The following is a 19,291-nucleotide window of genomic DNA, read 5'->3' as shown; positions in this document are numbered from 1 at the left end:
TCGCATGCTCTCCAGTGAGGATGTGATGCGTCGCCGTGCGACGTTGCTGCAACGACTGCATATCGATGGCCCGCTGTTGATCCTGTTGCTGATCCTCGCCGCTGGCAGCCTGTTCGTGCTGTATTCGGCCAGCGGCAAGAGCTGGGATCTGTTGGCCAAACAGGCCACTTCCTTCGGTATCGGGCTGGTCTCGATGATCATCATCGCCCAGTTCGAGCCGCGCTTCATGGCGCGCTGGGTGCCGCTCGGCTATGTGATCGGCGTGGTGCTGCTGTTGGTGGTGGACATCATGGGCCACAACGCCATGGGCGCGACCCGCTGGATCAACATCCCCGGAGTGATCCGCTTCCAGCCTTCGGAATTCATGAAAATCCTCATGCCGGCGACCATCGCCTGGTATCTATCCAAGCGCACGCTGCCGCCGCAACTCAAGCATGTCGGCATCAGCCTGATGTTGATCGGTGTGCCGTTCGCGCTGATCGTGCGTCAGCCCGACCTCGGCACTTCGCTGCTGATTCTGGCGGGCGGTGCGTTCGTGTTGTTCATGGGCGGGCTGCGCTGGCGCTGGATTCTCAGCGTGCTGGCGGCGGCGATCCCGGTGTCGGTGGCGATGTGGTTTTTCATCATGCACGACTACCAGAAGCAGCGGATTCTGACCTTCCTCGATCCTGAGAGTGATCCGTTGGGGACGGGCTGGAACATCATTCAGTCGAAAGCTGCGATCGGATCGGGCGGCGTGTTCGGCAAAGGCTGGCTGCTCGGCACCCAGTCGCACCTCGACTTTTTGCCGGAAAGCCACACCGACTTCATCATTGCGGTACTCGGCGAAGAGTTCGGTCTGGTAGGCATCTGCGCCTTGTTGCTGATCTATCTGTTGCTGATTGGCCGGGGGCTGGTGATCACCGCTCAGGCGCAAACCCTGTTCGGCAAATTGCTCGCCGGTGCGTTGACCATGACGTTTTTTGTTTACGTTTTCGTCAACATCGGTATGGTCAGTGGCCTGTTGCCGGTTGTAGGGGTGCCGTTGCCATTCATTAGCTACGGAGGAACTTCGCTGGTGACGCTGCTGTCAGCGTTTGGGGTTTTGATGTCGATCCATACCCATCGCAAGTGGATCGCACAGGTTTGAATAAGGTGAAGAGTGCAATGCAAGTAATGCGTGGCTGGGCGTCTCGATGCGCGCCAGTGGTAGGCCTGATGGGCCTCCTGGGCAGCATGCAGGAAGCGCTGGCTGGCGAATACGAAGGCTCGCCTCAGGTGGCTGAATTCGTCGGCGAAATGACCCGCGACTATGGCTTCGCCGGTGAGCAATTGATGGCGGTATTGCGCGAGGCTCAGCGTAAGCAGGCGATTCTCGATGCAATCTCCCGACCTGCCGAGCGGGTCAAGCAGTGGAAAGAATATCGCCCGATGTTCATCACCGACGCGCGCATTGCCCGTGGTGTGGATTTCTGGCGACAGCACGAGGCCACGCTGGCCCGTGCCGAACAGGAATACGGCGTGCCGGCACAAGTCATCGTCTCGATCATCGGCGTTGAAACCTTTTTCGGACGTAATACCGGTAATTACCGGGTGATCGATGCCTTGTCGACGCTCGGTTTCGACTATCCTCCCCGTGCCGAATTTTTCCGCAAGGAACTGCGTGAGTTTCTGCTGCTGGCCCGCGAAGAGCAGGTCGATCCATTGACCCTCAAAGGCTCGTACGCCGGGGCCATGGGTTTGCCGCAGTTCATGCCGAGCAGCTTTCGCGCCTATGCGGTGGATTTTGACGGTGACGGCCACATCAATATCTGGAACAACCCGGATGATGCGATCGGCAGCGTCGCCAGTTACTTCAAGCATCATGGCTGGGTCGCCGGTGAGCCGGTGGTCAGCCGCGCCGATGTCCATGGCGAGCAGGTCGATGAAGGCCTGACCACTGGCATCGAGCCGACGAAGACGGTCGGAGAGTTGCGGGCGCTGGGCTGGTCAAGTCATGATGCGCTGCGCGATGATATGCCGGTGACTGCATTTCGCCTCGAAGGCGACAACGGCCCTGAATACTGGATGGGCCTGAAGAATTTCTACGCGATCACGCGTTATAACCGCAGCGTGATGTACGCCATGGCCGTACATCAACTGTCTGAACAGCTGGTACAAGCACGGGGCGTCAAGTAATGCAGGCATTGCCTAACAGTAAACCCCTGAAGCTGGTGGCCTTCGCTGCGTTGGCAGTTCTGGTCGCGAGTTGTTCGACCAGCCGTTCGCCGACGCAGAAAACTTCGAATACCGCTGTGCGAGCGCAGCCGGGGTTGGACATCAACCGTGCGCACAAAGACGGCGCGCCTTGGTGGGACGTCGATGTTTCGCGCATCCCGGATGCCACGCCGACCCTGCACACCGGCCCGTACAAAGCCAACCCTTACACTGTGTTGGGCAAGACTTACTTCCCGTTGCAGGAATCCAAGACCTACGTCGCTTCCGGCACCGCGTCCTGGTACGGCACCAAGTTTCACGGGCAGAACACCGCGAACGGCGAGGTCTATGACCTGTACGGCATGAGTGCCGCCCACAAGACATTGCCACTGCCAAGTTACGTTCGGGTGACCAACCTGGACAATAACCGCACCGTGATTCTGCGCGTCAACGACCGTGGGCCGTTCTACTCCGACCGCATCATCGACTTGTCCTATGCCGCCGCGAAAAAGCTCGGCTATGCCGAAACCGGCACCGCGCGGGTCAAGGTCGAAGGCATCGATCCGCAGCAATATTGGGCCGCGAAAGGCCGTCCGGCGCCGCTGATGCTTAACGAGCCGCAAGTGGCGCAGAATAGCGCCCCGGTGATCACGGCCTCAGCCGGCACTGTCGAGCAATGGACACCGCCGCCACAGCAGCACGCTTCGGATACCGTCCCCGTGCCGATGAGTGCAAAAAAAAACGCTTCTGCAACAGCAACTGGCCAGTATCTGCAGGTGGGCGCGTTCGCCAACCCGGACGCTGCAGAGCTCCTGAGGTCGAAGCTCAGCGGGATGGTGAGCGCTCCGGTGTTCATCAGCTCGATCGTGCGCAATCAGCAGACTCTGCACCGGGTGCGCCTGGGGCCGATCGGCTCGCCGGGTGAAATCGCTCAGGTACAGAACAGCGTGCGCCTGGCCAACCTTGGTTCGCCAAGTGTGGTCACCGAGTAAGCAAAACGTAGATCTTGATTGACGGTTCGCCAGCGATTGGGGGGTGAATCAGGTTGTTGGCTCGTCAAAGAACAAAAGCCCGGCAAGGGTGCCTGGAGTGAGCAACTGAACACGCGATGGCTCGTTAGAAAGTCATCTGATTAAATTTTGTCCGCAAGGACAGTTTCCATTAGCGATTTCGAGAGACGGATGAACATCACCACCTTTGCCAAACGCCTGTGTCTGCTAGTCCCGCTGCTCCTCTCGCCAGCCGCCTTCGCGGCCGAGATGATGCCGTCGCCACCGCAACTGGCCGCTAAAGCCTACGTTCTGATGGATGCCAGCAGCGGCAACGTGCTGGTCGAGAACAATGGCGACCAGCGTCTGCCACCGGCCAGCCTGACCAAGCTGATGACCGCGTACATCGCGACCCTGGAAATCCGTCGTGGCCAGATCGGTGAAAACGATCCGGTGACCGTCAGCGAAAACGCCTGGCGCACCGGCGGTTCGCGGATGTTCATCAAAGTCGGCTCGCAGGTCACCGTCAGCGACCTGCTGCACGGCATCATCATCCAGTCCGGCAACGACGCCAGCGTCGCGCTGTCCGAGCACATCGCCGGCAGCGAAGATGCCTTCGCTGACCTGATGAACAAGACTGTGACTGATCTGGGCATGACCAATACCCACTTCATGAACCCGACCGGTCTGCCGAACCCTGAGCACTACTCGTCGGCTCACGACATGGCGATTCTGGCCCGTGCGATCATCCACGAAGATCCGGCTCACTACGCGATCTACTCGCAGAAAGAGTTCTTCTGGAACGGCATCAAGCAGCCTAACCGCAACCTGTTGCTGTGGCGCGACAAGACCGTTGACGGTCTGAAAACCGGTCACACCGACGAAGCCGGCTACTGCATGGTGTCTTCGGCAGTACGTGACGGCCAGCGCCTGATCGCCGTGGTGTTCGGCACCAACAGCGAAGTGGCTCGCGCTGCTGAAACTCAGAAGTTGCTGACCTACGGTTTCCGCTTCTTCGAAACCCAGACCTTCTATCAGAAGGGCACCGAACTGGCTCAGGCCCCGGTGTGGAAAGGCACCACCAATCAAGTCAAGGCCGGCCTGGCTGAAGACCTGACCATGACCCTGCCAAAAGGCCAGCTGAAGAAGCTTGCTGCGAGCATGACCATGAACCCGCAACTGGTTGCGCCAATCGCCAAGGGCGACGTGATCGGTAAAGTCGAAGTCAAACTGGAAGACAAGGTCGTGCACAGCGCTGACCTGATCGCTCTGGATGGCGTCGAGGAGGGTGGTATCTTCCGCCGCATGTGGGATAGCATCCGTCTATTCTTCTACGGCTTGTTCAACTGATTTGTGTTGACCTGCATGGCCCCGCCCCGATCCGGTGCGGGGCCATGTGCGTTACCACGGCTTGCGCTATAGAGGCCGTTACGCCATGACCGATACCGAAGTAAAGGCGCCAAAGATCGAATTCCCTGTCACGGATTATCCCGTTAAGGTGATCAGCGATACCGGTGTGGGCAACAAAGACAAGATCATCGACATCGTCAAGAAACACGCGACCATCAATGATGAGCGCATCGACGAGCGTCAAAGCACCAACGGCAAATACACCACGATTCAGTTGCACATCGTCGCGACCGATCAGGATCAGCTGTACAACATCAACAGCGAACTGCGGGCGACCGGCTTCGTGCACATGGTGTTGTGATGCCGGGCACGCTGGGCTTTCGTGAGCTCGGCCAGATGGCTTACGAGCCCGTCTGGCATGCCATGCAACGCTTTACCAACGAACGCGGCAGCGATGCCGCCGACGAAATCTGGCTCGTTGAACACCCGCCGGTATTCACCCAGGGCCAGGCCGGCAAGGCCGAACACTTGTTGCTGCCGGGCGATATCCCGGTGGTGCAGGTCGATCGCGGCGGGCAGGTGACTTATCATGGTCCCGGCCAGTTGGTGGCCTATCTGCTGCTGGATGTGCGCAAGCTGGGTTTCGGCGTGCGGGATCTGGTCAGTCGCATGGAGCTTTGCCTGATTGAATTGCTGGCCAGTTACGGCGTGAGCGCCGCGGCCAAGCCAGACGCTCCCGGCGTGTACGTCGACGGAGCGAAAATCGCTTCTCTGGGTTTGCGGATTCGCCACGGTTGTTCCTTTCATGGCCTGGCCCTGAACGTGGATATGAACCTGGAACCGTTTCGACGGATTAATCCCTGCGGCTATGCCGGGCTGGCGATGACCCAGCTGAGCGACCACGCAGGATCGATTGAATTTGCCGAGGTAAGTGCCCGGCTGCGCGCGCAGCTCGTCAAACACCTCGACTATGCTGAGCAGACGACCCTGACGGGCGGAATCGACTGATATGACTACTGATGCAGTGCAAACCATGATCCCGACGCTCGACGTGACCGAGCGCCCGGCCCCGCGTCCCAAGGTTGAAGCCGGCGTCAAGCTGCGCGGCGCCGAGAAGGTTGCACGCATCCCGGTAAAGATCATTCCGACCACCGAGCTGCCGAAGAAGCCTGACTGGATTCGTGTACGCATCCCGGTTTCGCCGGAAGTCGACCGTATCAAGAGCCTGCTGCGCAAACACAAGCTGCACAGCGTCTGCGAAGAAGCGTCCTGCCCGAACCTTGGCGAATGCTTCTCTGGCGGCACTGCCACTTTCATGATCATGGGCGATATTTGCACCCGTCGCTGCCCGTTCTGCGACGTCGGTCACGGTCGTCCGAAACCACTGGACGTCAATGAGCCGGAAAGCCTGGCCATCGCCATCGCCGATCTCAAGCTCAAGTACGTGGTGATCACCTCGGTTGACCGCGACGACCTGCGTGACGGCGGTGCCCAGCACTTTGCCGATTGCATCCGCGAGATCCGCAAACTGTCGCCGAACGTGCAGCTCGAGACACTGGTCCCGGACTACCGTGGCCGCATGGACGTCGCCCTGGAAATCACCGCAGCCGAGCCGCCGGATGTGTTCAACCACAACCTGGAAACCGTGCCGCGCCTGTACAAGGCTGCGCGTCCGGGCTCGGACTACCAGTGGTCGCTGACCCTGCTGCAACGCTTTAAGCAGATGATGCCGCACATTCCGACCAAATCCGGCCTGATGCTGGGTCTGGGCGAGACTGACGAGGAAGTCATCGAAGTGATGAAGCGCATGCGCGAACACGACATCGACATGCTGACCCTCGGTCAGTACCTGCAACCGTCGCGCAGCCACTTGCCGGTGCAGCGTTTCGTGCACCCGGACACCTTCGCCTGGTTCGCCGAGGAAGGTTACAAGATGGGGTTCAAGAACGTGGCTTCCGGCCCGTTGGTGCGTTCTTCGTACCATGCCGACGAGCAAGCCAAGCTGGTCAAGGCTGAGCTGCTGGGTTCCTGATCCGGCGCTGAACGCTGAAATGCCCGCGAGACTTCCGGTCTTCGCGGGCATTTTTTTGCCTGTCCTACGCCAGACGCTTACTTTTCCTGCAACCTGCGGGGCAGCGGAGCCTCTTCTGTTTATCCCCGTTCCTGACTACTGTGTGGGCATGAGTTCACACAGGGAGATCCATGGATGACTGTTCGACCCAGCCACACGCTTTTTCCCCATAAACCGGTGCCGGCACTGCCGTCAGAAGGCCTGATCGGCGTCATTGCGCCCGCCGGTCCCGGCGCGCTGGATACCGACAAGGCAACGCAATGGATGCGCGCTCGGGGTTATGGGCTGAAAGTATTTCCCGGCGTCTATGAGAAGGACGGTTACCTGGCCGGCAGCGATGACGTTCGCCTCAATGATCTGCACGCAGCGTTTGCCGACCGTGACGTCGACGCGATCATCTGCCTGCGCGGTGGTTACGGCACGCCACGTTTGCTCGACCGGATCGACTACGACCTGCTGAGCCGCAACGCCAAGCCGTTTGTCGGCTACAGCGACATCACCGCTCTGCACTTGGCGATCAGTCGTTATGCCGGGTTCGTGACCTTTCACGGCCCGCTGCTGAACGCCGATCTGCTTGGCGACAAGGAGCCACCGACGGTCACTTCATTCTTTGCCATGCTGCGCGGCCAGTTGAAGGCGGGGAGTGTGCTCAGCCACCCGGTGGCTTATCCGCTGACCACCGTTGAGCCCGGTGTTGCGCATGGGCGCTTGCTGGGCGGCAATCTGGCGATGATCGCGGCAACCTTGGGCACACCCTACGAAATTGATGTCGAAGGGGTGATTCTGCTGATCGAAGACATCAACGAGCCGCTGTATCGCATCGACCGCTTGCTGACCCAGATGCGTCTGGCGGGCAAGTTGGCGAAGTTGCGTGGCGTGTTGGTCGGGGATGTCGCGGGAGTGGATATGCAAGCGCTGAACCGCTTGCTCAAGCAAACCTTCGAGCCGTTGCGGATTCCGGTGCTCTCGGGGTGGCGCAGCGGCCATTGCGATCCGAACCTGACGCTGCCGATGGGTGCGTTGGTGCGGCTGGATGCCGGGAAGCAGGAATTGATGCTGGAGCAGGATGTAGTGACCCGATAAAGCAAAAGATCGCAGCCTGCGGCAGCTCCTACATTGGAATGCGATCCCTGTAGGAGCTGCCGCAGGCTGCGATCTTTTGATCTTGCTTTATTGTCCTCGCAGGCTTTCCAGCAACTTGTGCGTCGGATACCCATCCGCCGGCCAGCCAAACGACTGCTGTGCGCTGCGGATCGCCTTGCGCGTATTCGCGCCGATAATCCCGTCCGCCGTGCCCGCATCGTAATTACGCGCACTCAGCAGGGTTTGCAGCTCGATGCGTTCGGTGCGGCTCAGCGGCAGATCGTCTTTCGGCCAGGTGCCATTGATCAAGCCACCGCCATTGAAACGCTCTGACAACAGGCTCACCGCTAGCGCGTACGACGACGAGTTGTTGTACTTGAGGATCGCCCGGAAGTTGTCGAGGATCAGGAACGCCGGCCCGCGATAGCCAGCTGGCAGCAGCAGGGCGGCGGACAGTTGTTCTGAACCTGCCGGGACCTGAGCGCCGTTCGGCAGGATCACGCCCAGTTGACGCCATTCGGCGACACTTTTGCGAATCGCACCATCGGCCAGGGTGTAGTTGAAACTGCTTGGCAGCTGCACTTCAAAACCCCAAGGCTGGCCACGTTGCCAGCCGGAGCTTTGCAGATAGTGCGCGGTGGATGCCAACGCATCGGCCGGGCTGCCCCAGATGTCGCGGCGACCGTCACCGTCGAAATCCACGGCGTGAGTGTTATAGGTGGTCGGAATGAATTGGGTCTGGCCCATCGCGCCGGCCCAGGAACCGAGCATCTTCTCTGGCGTGATATCGCCCTGTTGCAGGATTTGCAGGGCAGCAATCAGTTGCGCGTGGGCAAAACCCGGACGCCGGCCTTCGTAGGCGAGAGTGGCGAGTGAATTTATCACCGACTTGCTGCCCTGGAACTGGCCGAAGTTGCTTTCCATGCCCCACACCGACACCAGCGCCTGACGATCAACACCATAACGCTGCTCGATGCTTTGCAGAATGTCGGCGTACTGATTGATCAGCGCCTGACCTTTACGCACGCGCAGCGGCGACAGCGCGCCATCGAGGTATTCCCAAACCGGGCGGGAAAATTCCGGCTGACTGCGGTCGGCGCGAATCACGCTGGCATCGAAGCTGACATTGGCAAAGGCGCGATCGAACAGATCAGGGCTAACCCCGGCGGCCAGTGCGTCCTTGCGGAAGCCTGCCTGCCATTCGGCAAAGGTCTGGGTCGGTTGAAGATCAAGAGGGTCGGCGGACGGCACTACCGGCGGGATGATCGCTGGGGCCGTGGCGACAGGGGCGGCTTGAAGAGGTTGCGCGTCGGCGGCGGTAGGTTTTTCCGCGCAGGCGACAAGCAGAATGAAGCTGGAGGCAGCGATCATCTGGCGGACAGGCCAGCGACGGGAAAGACTTGGGAGCATGCACAGTTCCAGGAAAACGAATCAGGTGCAGACCTTAACATGACCGGGGGGTGCTGCGCTTTAAGCGGCCAGAAAGTAAGAAGCCTCCCAGCTGTCAGACTGGAAGGCTTCGCGGCGGTAGCTGCCTTTGCCCTTGGTTGGTCGTTCCTGACGACTGCGGAACAAGGGTTGGGCGACGATGGATTTGGCTTTATTGGGGCCGTGTTTCGCTGGCTTTTTGCTCATGAGGGTTCTCTCGAGTGAGTGGTTTTGCGGGGGAAATAATCTGCCTATGTCGGGCGTCTGTCTATAGTGCAAATGCAGGCGTGCATTGTAGGAAATAAGATCAAAAGATCGCAGCGTGCCGCAGCTCCTACACCGAGCTGCGGTACGCTGCGATCTTTGATTCTATTCAGCAGGCAGGGAAAGGCGTTGGCCGGCCATCAACAACGCCAAGCGACTCAGGCTCATCCACGGCGAACCCGCCGCCTGACCTTTGATCTGCGCGTCGATGCGCTGGGCTTCGAGCAACAACTGCGCCCAGCGTGGCGCGGAGTAGCGTTGCAGGGCTTTGCTCATCAGTGGTTTGCGCTTGTCCCAGACCGGCGGTTTCGCCTGACTGAAGCACTTGTCCAGTGGCGTGCCCTGGCTGTACTGCAGCGAGATATTGGCCAGCAGGCGCAACTCCCGCGCCAGTGCCCAGAGAATCACCGGCGGTTCGACACCCTCACCGCGCAAGCCTTCGAGCATGCGCAGCGCGTGCGCCGGCTCGCCGTTCAGCACAGCATCGGTCAGACCAAACACATCAAAACGCGCACTGTCGGCGACGGCAGCCTGCACGGTTTCAACGGTGATCTGGCCACCCTCGGCCATCAGTTTGAGCTTTTCGATTTCCTGCGCTGCAGCGAGCAGGTTGCCCTCGACACGCGCAGCAATCAATTCGACCGCGTCCTGGCTGGCCGACAAACCGGCCTGCGACAGACGCTGACGAATCCAGCTCGGCAGTTGATTGGCATCAACTGGCCAGATCTGGATGAACTGGGTCTGCTGGCCTTCGACCAGCGCCTTGCCCCATTTGGTTTTCTGCGCACTGCCATCGAGCTTGGGCAAGCTGATCAACAGCACCGTGTCTTCAGCGGGGCGCGAGCAGTATTCGATGAAAGCGGCGGCGCCCTTGTCACCCGGCTTGCCCGAGGGCAGGCGCAGTTCCAAAAGGCGTTTTTCCGCGAACAACGACATGCTCGCGCCGGCTTGCAACAACGTGCCCCAATCGAAATTGGCGTCGGCCGCAAAAACCTGGCGTTCGTCGAACCCTTGCTGGCGGGCGGCACTGCGAATGGCGTCGGCGGCTTCCTGACATAACAGCGGGTCATCGCCGCTGATGATGTAGACCGGCGCAAGGGCGCCTTGCAGGTGCTTGCCGAGTTGGGCGGGAGCGAGCTTCATAAGAAATACCGTACGGGGCGCCTGAGCACCCCGAACGTCTTACTGCTGCGGAACTTCGAGCGGCGACTGGCGCGGGGTTTCCGCTTCAGCCTTTTGCGCCGCTTTCAGCGCGTCGGCTTCAGCCCGGGCACGGTCGTTGGCTGCTTGCTGCAGTTGCTCCAGTTGACCCGGAGTCAGCTGCTGCAGACGCAGCATCATGCGCTGAACCAGCTCACGGCGGCTCTCGCGACGGGAGTCATTGGCTTCCTGGTCGGAGCCGACCAGGTTGTTGCCGTCGTGGATGAACACTTTCTGCACTTCAAGCTTGTCGCTCAACAGGTTCAGATTGTGTTCGCCAACGATGTCGTAGCTCAGGACGGTATTGACCTGGTATTCGCCAGTACGGCCGGCACCGGCGTAGCTGAGAATACGCTGGTTTTCCTGCTCGTCAGACAGATACAGCTTGTACGGTGCGCCGCTGTAGACCTTGACGCCGCTCGATTCGAGGACCTGACGCAGCTCGGTGACGGTCTCGCCGTAGGCGTTACGGGCACTCAGGTCGAGTTCCTTGATGGTCAGCTCAGTGGTGCCAGTGCCACGCAGCTGGAAACCGCAGGCGCTCAGCAGCACAGCGAGGCCCATCACCAGCAGATTGCGTTTGATCATTGTGTTGCTCCCCTTGAAACCGTGTGGGCCGATCGTGCGGCCCGAAAGGTTTTACAGGGCGCCAGGCTGACCTGACGCCCAATCCAATTTAGCTGGCGACGATGTTGACCAGTTTGCCCGGCACCACAATCACTTTGCGAATGGTCAGACCGTCGACGAAACGCAGCACGTTTTCGTTGATGCGTGCAGCGGCTTCGACTTCTTCACGGGTTGCGCTGGCCGGCATTTCGATCTGGCCGCGCAGTTTGCCGTTGACCTGGATAACCAGAGTCAGGCTGTCCTGCACCAAAGCGCTTTCGTCGACTGCAGGCCAACCGGCGTCGATCACGGCATCGGCGTGACCCAGTTGCTTCCACAGGTCATGGCTGATGTGCGGCGTGATAGGCGCCAGCAGCAGCGTCACGGCTTCGAGACCTTCGTGAACCAGCGCGCGATCCTGTTCAGTACCTTGCGCGGCTTTTTCCAGCACGTTCATCAGCGTCATCACCTGGGCGATGGCGGTGTTGAATTTGTGGTTCTGACCAACGTCGTGGCTGGCCTGTTTGATGGCCAGGTGGATCGAACGACGCACGGCTTTCTGCTCTTCGGTCAGCGCGGCGATGTCGAGCTTGCCCGGCAGGCCCTGGGTGACATGCGCTTGCGCCAGACGCCAGACGCGCTTGAGGAAACGGTGCGAGCCTTCAACGCCGGAGTCCGACCATTCGGCGCTCATGTCAGGCGGCGAGGCGAACATCATGAACAGGCGGCAGGTATCGGCACCGAACTGATCGATCATCGACTGTGGGTCGACGCCGTTGTTCTTCGACTTGGCCATTTTCTCGGTGCCACCGATTTCCACCGGCAGGCCGTCGGATTTCAGTTTGGCGCTGATGACCTTGGCTTTGCTGTCACGTTCGAGTTCCACGTCCGCTGGGTTAAACCAGGTGTAGGCACCGTTGGCTTCGCGACGATAGTAGGTCTCGGCGATGACCATGCCTTGGGTCAGCAGGTTCTTGAACGGCTCGTTGGAACTCACCAGGCCTTCGTCACGCATCAGCTTGTGGAAGAAGCGCGCGTAGAGCAGGTGCAGAATCGCGTGTTCGATACCACCGATGTACTGATCGACCGGCAGCCAATGGTCAGCGGCGGATTTTTCCACCAGACCGCCTTCAAAGTGCGGCGAGGCGTAACGAGCGTAGTACCACGACGACTCGACGAAGGTGTCCATGGTGTCGGTTTCACGCTTGGCAGGCTGGCCGCATTTCGGGCAGCTGCATTCGTAAAACTCGGGCATGCGCGCCAGTGGCGAACCGGCGCCGTCCGGCACCACGTCTTCCGGCAGAACGACAGGCAGTTGATCTTCCGGCACCGGCACGTCACCGCAAGTTTCGCAGTGGATGATCGGGATCGGGCAGCCCCAGTAGCGCTGGCGGCTGATGCCCCAGTCGCGCAGACGGAACTGGGTGCGCGAGGCGCCCAGTTCTTTCTTGATCAGGGCGACTTCCATGGCGTCGAACGCGCCAGCGAAATCGAGACCGTCGAACTCGCCGGAATTGATCAGCGTGCCGTGCTCGCCGTAGGCGTCTTGCCATGGCTCAGGGTTGGTCTCGCCGGAGCTGGTACGCACTACCGATTTAACCGGCAGGTCGTACTTGTGGGCGAACTCGAAATCGCGCTCGTCGTGCGCCGGAACTGCCATGACAGCGCCGTCGCCGTAGTGCATCAGGACGTAGTTGGCGACCCAGACCGGCAGCTTTTCACCGGTCAGAGGGTGCTCGACGAACAGGCCGGTCGGCAGGCCTTTCTTCTCTTGCGTGGCGACGTCGGCTTCAGCGACGCTGCCGCCCTTGCATTCAGCGATGAACGCTTGCAGCTCAGGGTTGTTCTGCGCGGCCAGGGTGGCCAGCGGGTGTTCGGCAGCCACGGCGACATAGGTCGCGCCCATCAGGGTGTCCGGACGGGTGGTGAAGACTTTGAGGGTGCCGGCTTCGCCGATCGAATCGACGTTGTACGGGAACTGCACTTCCATGCCACGGGATTTGCCGATCCAGTTGCGCTGCATGGTCTTGACCTGTTCAGGCCAGCCCGTCAGTTCGTCGAGGCTCTCCAGCAGCTCATCCGCATAGGCGGTGATCTTGAAGTAGTACATCGGGATTTCGCGCTTTTCGATCAGCGCGCCGGAACGCCAGCCGCGACCGTCGATCACCTGTTCGTTGGCCAGAACGGTCTGGTCGACCGGGTCCCAGTTCACGGTGCCGTTTTTACGGTAGATCACACCTTTTTCGAACAGGCGAGTGAACAGCCATTGTTCCCAGCGGTAGTAATCGGGCTTGCAGGTGGTCACTTCGCGCGACCAGTCGACCGCCAGGCCGAGGCTGCGCAGCTGCGACTTCATGTAAGCGATGTTTTCGTAGGTCCATTTGGCCGGTGCTACGTTGTTCTTCATCGCGGCGTTTTCTGCCGGCATGCCGAAGGCGTCCCAACCCATCGGTTGCAGAACGTTTTTGCCTTGCATGCGCTGGTAGCGGGAGATCACGTCGCCGATGGTGTAGTTGCGCACGTGCCCCATGTGTAGCTTGCCGCTGGGGTAAGGGAACATCGACAGGCAGTAGTAGGTTTCCTTGCCTGGCTGTTCACTGACTTCAAAGGACTTTTGCTCGTCCCAGAACGACTGGGCGGCGGCTTCGATTTCACGGGGCTGATATTGTTCGTGCATGGCTACTTTTGTACTGGATAGGGGTGGCCTAATCCTCTTCAACGCAGGTTCCGGGGTGGCCCGGACGAGCTGGAAGTGGAATTACAGGAAGCGCCGTAGCATACATGACCGCGCTTGGCCTAGGGAAACCCTGATTACAGCTACATACGCCGCAATACATGCAGCAGGGGCCGTTGGTCGCGGCGTGCAGCCGGTTTGTGCAGCGAAGCTAAGCTCTAACTGGGGAGTGAGTCTTATCTTCAATGAGGTGAGGGATGGTGGAGCAACGGCAAAAAAACGTGACGAAACCCGAGTTGTACGAGAGGTTGATCGATCGTCTGGGTGTGGCCCTGGACGCAGTAAAAACCGCTGACCGGCTGCGCGACGAGCGCCCCCTGGAACTGGAATTGCGTGGCTTGAGCCCCGCTGAGTTCAAACTGGTCAAGGCCTATCTGGATCGCAGTGAACGTGAATCGCATGGATGCCTGTCGCAGGCAGTGAAGCAGCTCGATGCAGCACATTCGGCCAAGGTCATCTGGCTCAAGGACAAGGCGCCCGGCAGAGACAACGTCAAGGTACGTGCTCTGCAGGCCAAGTAAGCGCATGGCAGGTCAAGAACCGGATCTTTTTCAACAGGATCCCACCTATCGGTTGTAACGCATTATTAACACTCTTAGGCTTCGGGCATCTCTGGAGATGCCCGATGCCCATTCGTTATTTCATCAAACAACTTCTATTGCCGCCCGGCATTCTTTTGCTGCTGTTGCTGGCCGCGTGGTGGCTGCGCCGCTCGCGACCGCGATTGGCCGGGTTGTGTTTTGCCCTTGGCTTCGGCGGATTCTGCCTGATGAGTCTGCCGGTGGTGGTGCAATGGGGCGCCAAGGCGCTGGAACGCGAGCCTCCGCTGGCCCGGGAAGAGTGGGCAACGCTGGCGCAACGCGCGGATGCGATTGTGGTGCTGGGTTCCGGTCGCGAACGCGGTGATCTGGCGTGGGGTGAGGATCAACCGACTGGGGTCGGGCTTGAGCGCCAGCGCTATGCAGCACGGTTGGCCAAAGCGTCGGGGTTGCCGATCCTGACCACGGGCGGCCTGCATTATGGAACGCCACCGACCGAGGCAAAACTGATGGCCGATTCGTTGCGCGACGATTTCGGCGTCACCGTGCGTTGGCAGGAAGGCGAAAGCCGCACTACGTGGGAAAACGCCACATTCAGCGCCGATATCTTGCTGCCGCAGGGAATCAAGCGCGTGGTCGTGGTGACGCAGGCCTGGCACATGCCGCGCTCGGTGTGGAGTTTTCAGCGGGCGGGTTTTGAAGTGGTGCCGGCGCCGGTCGGCTTCTTGGGCACGGATAACGCGAGACCGTTTGGTGGCTGGTTGCCGGAGTTCAAGTCGATCTGGCAGAGCGGGCAGTTGCTCAATGAAGCGGTGGGGCAGGTGGGGTATTCGCTGTTTTATCAGGCTGACTGATTGATCGTTCCCACGCTCTGCGGGGGAACGATCATGTCGGGGGGCTTTAAAGGGTTTTCGACATCCGGCTCGCCATCAACGCCCAGCCAAACAACAGCAGGCAAACAATCATCAGCGGCCACGAGCGGTATTGCAGATACGGCGTCAGGTTGTGCATCGGCACCACTTCGCCGTAGAGCACGCCCTGTTCAAACTGCGGAATCTGCTCGGTGATCTGCCCGAACGGGTTGATCAACCCGGTGACACCGTTGTTGGTCGCGCGAATCATCCAGCGGCCCGCCTCCAGCGCCCGCATCTGCGCCATCTGCAAATGTTGCAGAGGGCCGATCGAGGTGCCGAACCAGGTGTCGTTACTGATCGTCAGCAGCAGATCGCTGCGCGCTGACAGACCGGCCGCGAAGTCCGGGTAAACCACTTCGTAGCAGATGAATGGCGCGATCTGATAACCCTTGGCCTGCAACAGCGCCTGATCGGCCGGGCCACGGGCGAAGTCGGACATCGGCAAATCGAAGAACGCGATCAAGCCACGCAGAATGTCCTGCAGCGGCACGTATTCGCCGAACGGCACCAGTTTCTGCTTGAGGTAAGTGCCATCGCCTTCGCCGACCACGGTAATCCCGTTGAAGAAGCGTCGTTCGTGACGGACCATTTCGCGAATCGGCACGCCGGTGATCAGCGCTGATTTACGCTCGGCGGCGAAGTTGCCCATCATGCTCAGGTAGCCCTCGGCGGACTCCTTGAGCACCGGCACGGCGGTTTCCGGCCAGATCAGCAGATCCACCGGTTTCGAGCGGAAACTCAGATCGCGGTACAGCGCCAGTTGCGCGTTGAGCTCGGCCGGATCCCATTTCATGCTTTGCGCGACGTTGCCCTGAATCGCGGCAACACTCAGCGGCGCGCCCGACGGGCTGGTCCAGGCGTGGCCCTTGAGCGCGATACCGGCAGCCCACGGCGCGATCAGCAATACCAGACCGGCCACGACAAAACCTTTGCGTCCGGTTTGCAGCAAGCGCGGTGCGTTGTAGATCAACGCAGCAGTCAGTGCCAGCACGAACCCCACGAGCCACATGCCGCCGACTGGCGCAAGCCCGGCCAACGGGCCATCGAGCTGGCTGTAACCCGAGTACAACCACGGGAAACCGGTGAGGAACCAGCCACGGAACATTTCCTGAGCAACCCACAGCGCGGCGAACGCCAAGGCATCAGCGAGCGGCGCTTCGTTACGACGCAGCCAGCGCGCCCAAATCCAGGCGGGCAGGGCGAAGAACCAGGCAATCGCCGCCGTGAACAGCAGCATCAGGAACCCGGCCAGCAGCACCGAAGCGCCACCGAAATGGTGAATGCTGTAATAGATCCAGCTGGTGCCGGCGCCGAACAGGCCGAAACCGAAACACCAGCCACGGCCCAGCGCCTGCCGCGGGCTCAGCTCACGCAGACCGGCGTAGAACAGACCGACCGCCAGCAACGCCAGTGGCCAGATGTTGAACGGTGCCAGAGCGAAGGTGGTGATTGCACCGGCCGCCACGGCCAGCAGGTTACCGGGCCAGCCGGGGCGGGTTGTCCAGCGCATTTCAGTCCTTAGATGTATTACCGAGCGATTGGCGTGAGTCGCAGCAAATGAATCCGACGGCTGTCGGCGTTCAGGATGCGGAAACGATAGGCGCCGATTTCAGTGATTTCGTTGCGTTTTGGCAAGTGCCCGAATGCGCTCATCACCAGACCGCCGACGGTGTCGAACTCGTCGTCGGAGAACTCGCTGTCGAAGAACTCGTTGAAGTTCTCGATCGGCGTCAGGGCCTTGATCAGGAAATCACCACTTGGCAGCGGCTTGATGTAGCTGTCTTCTTCGACGTCGTGCTCGTCTTCGATGTCGCCAACGATTTGCTCCAGCACGTCTTCGATGGTCACCAGGCCGGCCACACCGCCGTATTCGTCGATAACGATGGCCATGTGGTTGTGGTTGGCGCGGAACTCACGCAGCAACACGTTCAGGCGCTTGGATTCCGGCACGAAGGTGGCCGGGCGCAGCAGATCCTTGATGTTGAAGCTGTCGCCGTTCTCCTTGAGGATCAGCGGCAGCAGATCCTTGGCCAGCAGCACGCCCATCACGTCGTCGTGGCTTTCGCCGATGACCGGATAGCGCGAGTGGGCCGAGTCGACCACGGCCGGGAGGAATTCACGGGGTGTCTGGGTCGCCTTGATGCTGATCATCTGCGAACGCGGCACCATGATGTCGCGTACTTGCAGGTCAGCCACCTGAATGGCGCCTTCGACGATGGCCAGCGCTTCGCTGTCCAGCAGTTTGTTCTGATGTGCATCACGCAGCAGCTCGAGGAGCTCCTGACGGTTCTTCGGCTCGTGGGCAAAAGCCTGGGTCAGTTTACCCAGCCATGACTTCTGCCCGTTGCTCGATCGATCTTCGCTCATAGCGATTACTCTGAATCCTTTGTTGTAACGATAGGGGATGTTTCGGGTTCGTCGTCCGCGTACGGATCGGGATAGCCCAATTCGGCAAGCAACTCGCGTTCCAGTGCTTCCATTTCTTCGGCTTCCTCATCATCTATATGGTCGTAACCGAGCAGATGCAAGCAACCGTGAATGACCAGATGTGCCCAGTGCGCCTTTAGTTCCTTGCCTTGTTCGGCGGCTTCGCGCTCAACCACCGCTACACAGATCACCAGATCGCCGAGCAATGGGATGTCGAGAAACTCGTCGGGCACTTCAGCCGGGAACGACAGGACGTTGGTCGCGTAATCCTTGTGGCGCCAGGTGTGATTGAGCTCGCGACCTTCTTCCTCGTCGACCAGACGAATGGTCATCTCCGAGTCGGCGGTGCGTTGGCGCAGGGCCAGTTCGCACCACAGGCGGAAGTCAGCCTCGCTCGGCGCGCTCGCTTCAGTCGCGATTTGCAGGTCTAGCTCAAGCATTTCGCGGGGTGTCCTTGGGCGCTTCGTCGCGGTTTTCGAAGCGCTCGTAGGCTTCGACAATCCGCTGGACCAAAGGATGGCGCACGACGTCTTTAGGCTGGAAGTGCGTGAAGCTGATGCCCGGCACGTCTTTGAGCACTTCGATCACATGGTGCAGACCCGATTTGGTGCCTTTCGGCAGGTCGACCTGGGTGATGTCACCAGTGATGACCGCTGTTGAGCCGAAGCCGATCCGCGTGAGGAACATCTTCATCTGCTCGACGGTGGTGTTCTGGCTTTCGTCGAGGATGATGAAACTGTTGTTCAACGTACGGCCACGCATGTAGGCCAGCGGCGCGACTTCGATCACCTGACGCTCGATCAGCTTGGCCACGTATTCAAAACCGAGCATCTCGTAGAGTGCGTCGTAGAGCGGGCGCAGGTACGGGTCGATCTTCTGCGACAGGTCGCCGGGCAAGAAGCCGAGTTTTTCACCCGCTTCAACCGCCGGACGCACCAGCAGGATGCGACGAATCTGCTCGCGCTCCAGGGCATCGACAGCGCAGGCCACGGCCAGATAGGTCTTGCCGGTACCGGCCGGGCCAATGCCGAAGTTGATGTCGTTGCCGAGGACTTCCTTCACATAGCGCAGCTGATTCAAGCCGCGCGGGCGAATCATGCCTTTCTTGGTGCGCAGGGCGACGGAGGCTTCGGCGGGGGCGTGATTGTCCAGCTCGACGACGGCCGATTCCTGCAGGAACAGGTGAACCGTATCTGGCGACAGCTCTGAACCTTTGGTTTCCCGGTACAGGCGACGAATCAGATTTTCCGCAGACGTGGTGTGTTTGGGGTCGCCGATCAGCTCGAACTGGTTTCCGCGGTTGCGGATCTCGATCGTCAGGCGCTGTTCGATCAAGCGCAAATGCTCGTCGAATTGCCCGCACAGATTGGCGAAGCGGCGAGCCTCAAAGGGCTCGAGAATAAAACGATGTGGTTCTATGGGAGCGTTCAAGGTCGTATTTAGCCGCCCTGGGGCAATTAAGATGAAATCAAGGATAACGCCAGAGGCGTGGGTGCGAAAGCTCTTAAATC

The 19,291-nt window shown here is 60.1% G+C and carries 19 protein-coding genes; 10 read left to right on the top strand and 9 right to left on the bottom strand.

The genetic code is table 11. The features are described 5' to 3' along the window. Window positions 1-25 precede the first annotated feature (25 nt). The 8 genes from rodA (at window position 26) to ACQ4OE_RS25075 (ending at window position 7,668) form a co-directional block, all read left to right on the top strand. Window positions 26-1,129: a rod shape-determining protein RodA gene (gene rodA, locus ACQ4OE_RS25110; RefSeq protein WP_049802149.1), complete on the top strand. Its 1,104-nt coding sequence runs from the start codon at window positions 26-28 to the stop codon at window positions 1,127-1,129. Window positions 1,130-1,146: 17 nt separating this feature from the next. Continuing rightward, window positions 1,147-2,157 (top strand): lytic murein transglycosylase B, encoded by a 1,011-nt coding sequence (gene mltB, locus ACQ4OE_RS25105; protein WP_430948267.1) that lies wholly within the window; start codon window positions 1,147-1,149, stop codon window positions 2,155-2,157. Next, a complete protein-coding gene (locus ACQ4OE_RS25100) occupies window positions 2,157-3,167 on the top strand; it encodes a septal ring lytic transglycosylase RlpA family protein (protein WP_122592695.1) in 1,011 nt (336 codons plus the stop codon). Before mltB ends, ACQ4OE_RS25100 begins: the two co-directional genes overlap by 1 nt. 189 nt (window positions 3,168-3,356) lie before the next feature. After that, entirely contained in the window at window positions 3,357-4,514 is a 1,158-nt protein-coding gene (locus ACQ4OE_RS25095; RefSeq protein WP_122592696.1) for a D-alanyl-D-alanine carboxypeptidase family protein, read from the top strand. Between the two features lie 85 nt (window positions 4,515-4,599). Then, the gene (locus tag ACQ4OE_RS25090) at window positions 4,600-4,875 is read left to right on the top strand and encodes a DUF493 domain-containing protein (RefSeq protein ID WP_039761816.1); all 276 of its coding nucleotides are present in this window, start codon (window positions 4,600-4,602) and stop codon (window positions 4,873-4,875) included. Continuing rightward, the gene (gene lipB / locus ACQ4OE_RS25085; RefSeq protein ID WP_122592697.1) at window positions 4,875-5,522 is read left to right on the top strand and encodes a lipoyl(octanoyl) transferase LipB; all 648 of its coding nucleotides are present in this window, start codon (window positions 4,875-4,877) and stop codon (window positions 5,520-5,522) included. Before ACQ4OE_RS25090 ends, lipB begins: the two co-directional genes overlap by 1 nt. A 25-nt stretch (window positions 5,523-5,547) precedes the next feature. Next, complete coding sequence (lipA, locus tag ACQ4OE_RS25080; RefSeq protein WP_161986515.1) at window positions 5,548-6,546, top strand: lipoyl synthase; 999 nt, start codon at window positions 5,548-5,550, stop codon at window positions 6,544-6,546. A gap of 174 nt (window positions 6,547-6,720) precedes the next feature. Continuing rightward, window positions 6,721-7,668 (top strand): S66 peptidase family protein, encoded by a 948-nt coding sequence (locus ACQ4OE_RS25075; RefSeq protein WP_430948266.1) that lies wholly within the window; start codon window positions 6,721-6,723, stop codon window positions 7,666-7,668. 87 nt (window positions 7,669-7,755) lie between these two features. Here ACQ4OE_RS25075 and ACQ4OE_RS25070 read toward each other — a convergent pair whose 3' ends face one another. The 5 genes from ACQ4OE_RS25070 to leuS form a co-directional block, all read right to left on the bottom strand. Then, entirely contained in the window at window positions 7,756-9,078 is a 1,323-nt protein-coding gene (locus tag ACQ4OE_RS25070; protein ID WP_430948265.1) for a lytic murein transglycosylase, read from the bottom strand. 60 nt (window positions 9,079-9,138) lie between these two features. Beyond that, window positions 9,139-9,303 carry an alternative ribosome rescue factor ArfA gene (gene arfA, locus ACQ4OE_RS25065; RefSeq protein WP_053124158.1) on the bottom strand — a complete coding sequence of 55 codons (165 nt, stop codon included), beginning with the start codon at window positions 9,301-9,303 and terminating at the stop codon, window positions 9,139-9,141. Between the two features lie 162 nt (window positions 9,304-9,465). After that, window positions 9,466-10,503, bottom strand: coding sequence for a DNA polymerase III subunit delta (gene holA / locus ACQ4OE_RS25060; protein ID WP_122592700.1), 1,038 nt, complete (start codon window positions 10,501-10,503; stop codon window positions 9,466-9,468). Window positions 10,504-10,542: 39 nt separating this feature from the next. Continuing rightward, the gene (gene lptE / locus ACQ4OE_RS25055) at window positions 10,543-11,148 is read right to left on the bottom strand and encodes an LPS assembly lipoprotein LptE (protein ID WP_122592701.1); all 606 of its coding nucleotides are present in this window, start codon (window positions 11,146-11,148) and stop codon (window positions 10,543-10,545) included. Between the two features lie 88 nt (window positions 11,149-11,236). After that, window positions 11,237-13,843, bottom strand: coding sequence for a leucine--tRNA ligase (gene leuS, locus ACQ4OE_RS25050; RefSeq protein WP_430948264.1), 2,607 nt, complete (start codon window positions 13,841-13,843; stop codon window positions 11,237-11,239). 254 nt (window positions 13,844-14,097) lie between these two features. Between leuS and ACQ4OE_RS25045 the strand changes: the two genes are divergently transcribed. Both ACQ4OE_RS25045 and ACQ4OE_RS25040 read left to right on the top strand, forming a co-directional pair. Beyond that, window positions 14,098-14,421 carry a hypothetical protein gene (locus tag ACQ4OE_RS25045; protein ID WP_430948263.1) on the top strand — a complete coding sequence of 108 codons (324 nt, stop codon included), beginning with the start codon at window positions 14,098-14,100 and terminating at the stop codon, window positions 14,419-14,421. Between the two features lie 104 nt (window positions 14,422-14,525). Then, complete coding sequence (locus ACQ4OE_RS25040) at window positions 14,526-15,293, top strand: YdcF family protein (RefSeq protein WP_430948262.1); 768 nt, start codon at window positions 14,526-14,528, stop codon at window positions 15,291-15,293. 46 nt (window positions 15,294-15,339) lie between these two features. Here the strand turns inward: ACQ4OE_RS25040 and lnt are convergent, their stop codons facing one another. The 4 genes from lnt to ACQ4OE_RS25020 are packed head-to-tail and all read right to left on the bottom strand — an operon-like array spanning window position 15,340 to window position 19,211. Further along, window positions 15,340-16,863, bottom strand: coding sequence for an apolipoprotein N-acyltransferase (gene lnt / locus ACQ4OE_RS25035; protein ID WP_430948261.1), 1,524 nt, complete (start codon window positions 16,861-16,863; stop codon window positions 15,340-15,342). 17 nt (window positions 16,864-16,880) lie between these two features. After that, window positions 16,881-17,720 carry an HlyC/CorC family transporter gene (locus ACQ4OE_RS25030; RefSeq protein ID WP_007909641.1) on the bottom strand — a complete coding sequence of 280 codons (840 nt, stop codon included), beginning with the start codon at window positions 17,718-17,720 and terminating at the stop codon, window positions 16,881-16,883. 5 nt (window positions 17,721-17,725) lie between these two features. Further along, complete coding sequence (gene ybeY, locus ACQ4OE_RS25025; protein WP_007909643.1) at window positions 17,726-18,220, bottom strand: rRNA maturation RNase YbeY; 495 nt, start codon at window positions 18,218-18,220, stop codon at window positions 17,726-17,728. Then, the gene (locus ACQ4OE_RS25020) at window positions 18,213-19,211 is read right to left on the bottom strand and encodes a PhoH family protein (protein WP_122592707.1); all 999 of its coding nucleotides are present in this window, start codon (window positions 19,209-19,211) and stop codon (window positions 18,213-18,215) included. Before ACQ4OE_RS25020 ends, ybeY begins: the two co-directional genes overlap by 8 nt. Window positions 19,212-19,291: the final 80 nt, after the last annotated feature.

It is taken from the genome of Pseudomonas sp. WC2, from assembly GCF_050586545.1.
GTDB lineage: Bacteria > Pseudomonadota > Gammaproteobacteria > Pseudomonadales > Pseudomonadaceae > Aquipseudomonas.
The sequence above is the reverse complement of the archived record's forward strand: the minus strand, read 5'-3'. Positions and strand labels throughout refer to the sequence as shown.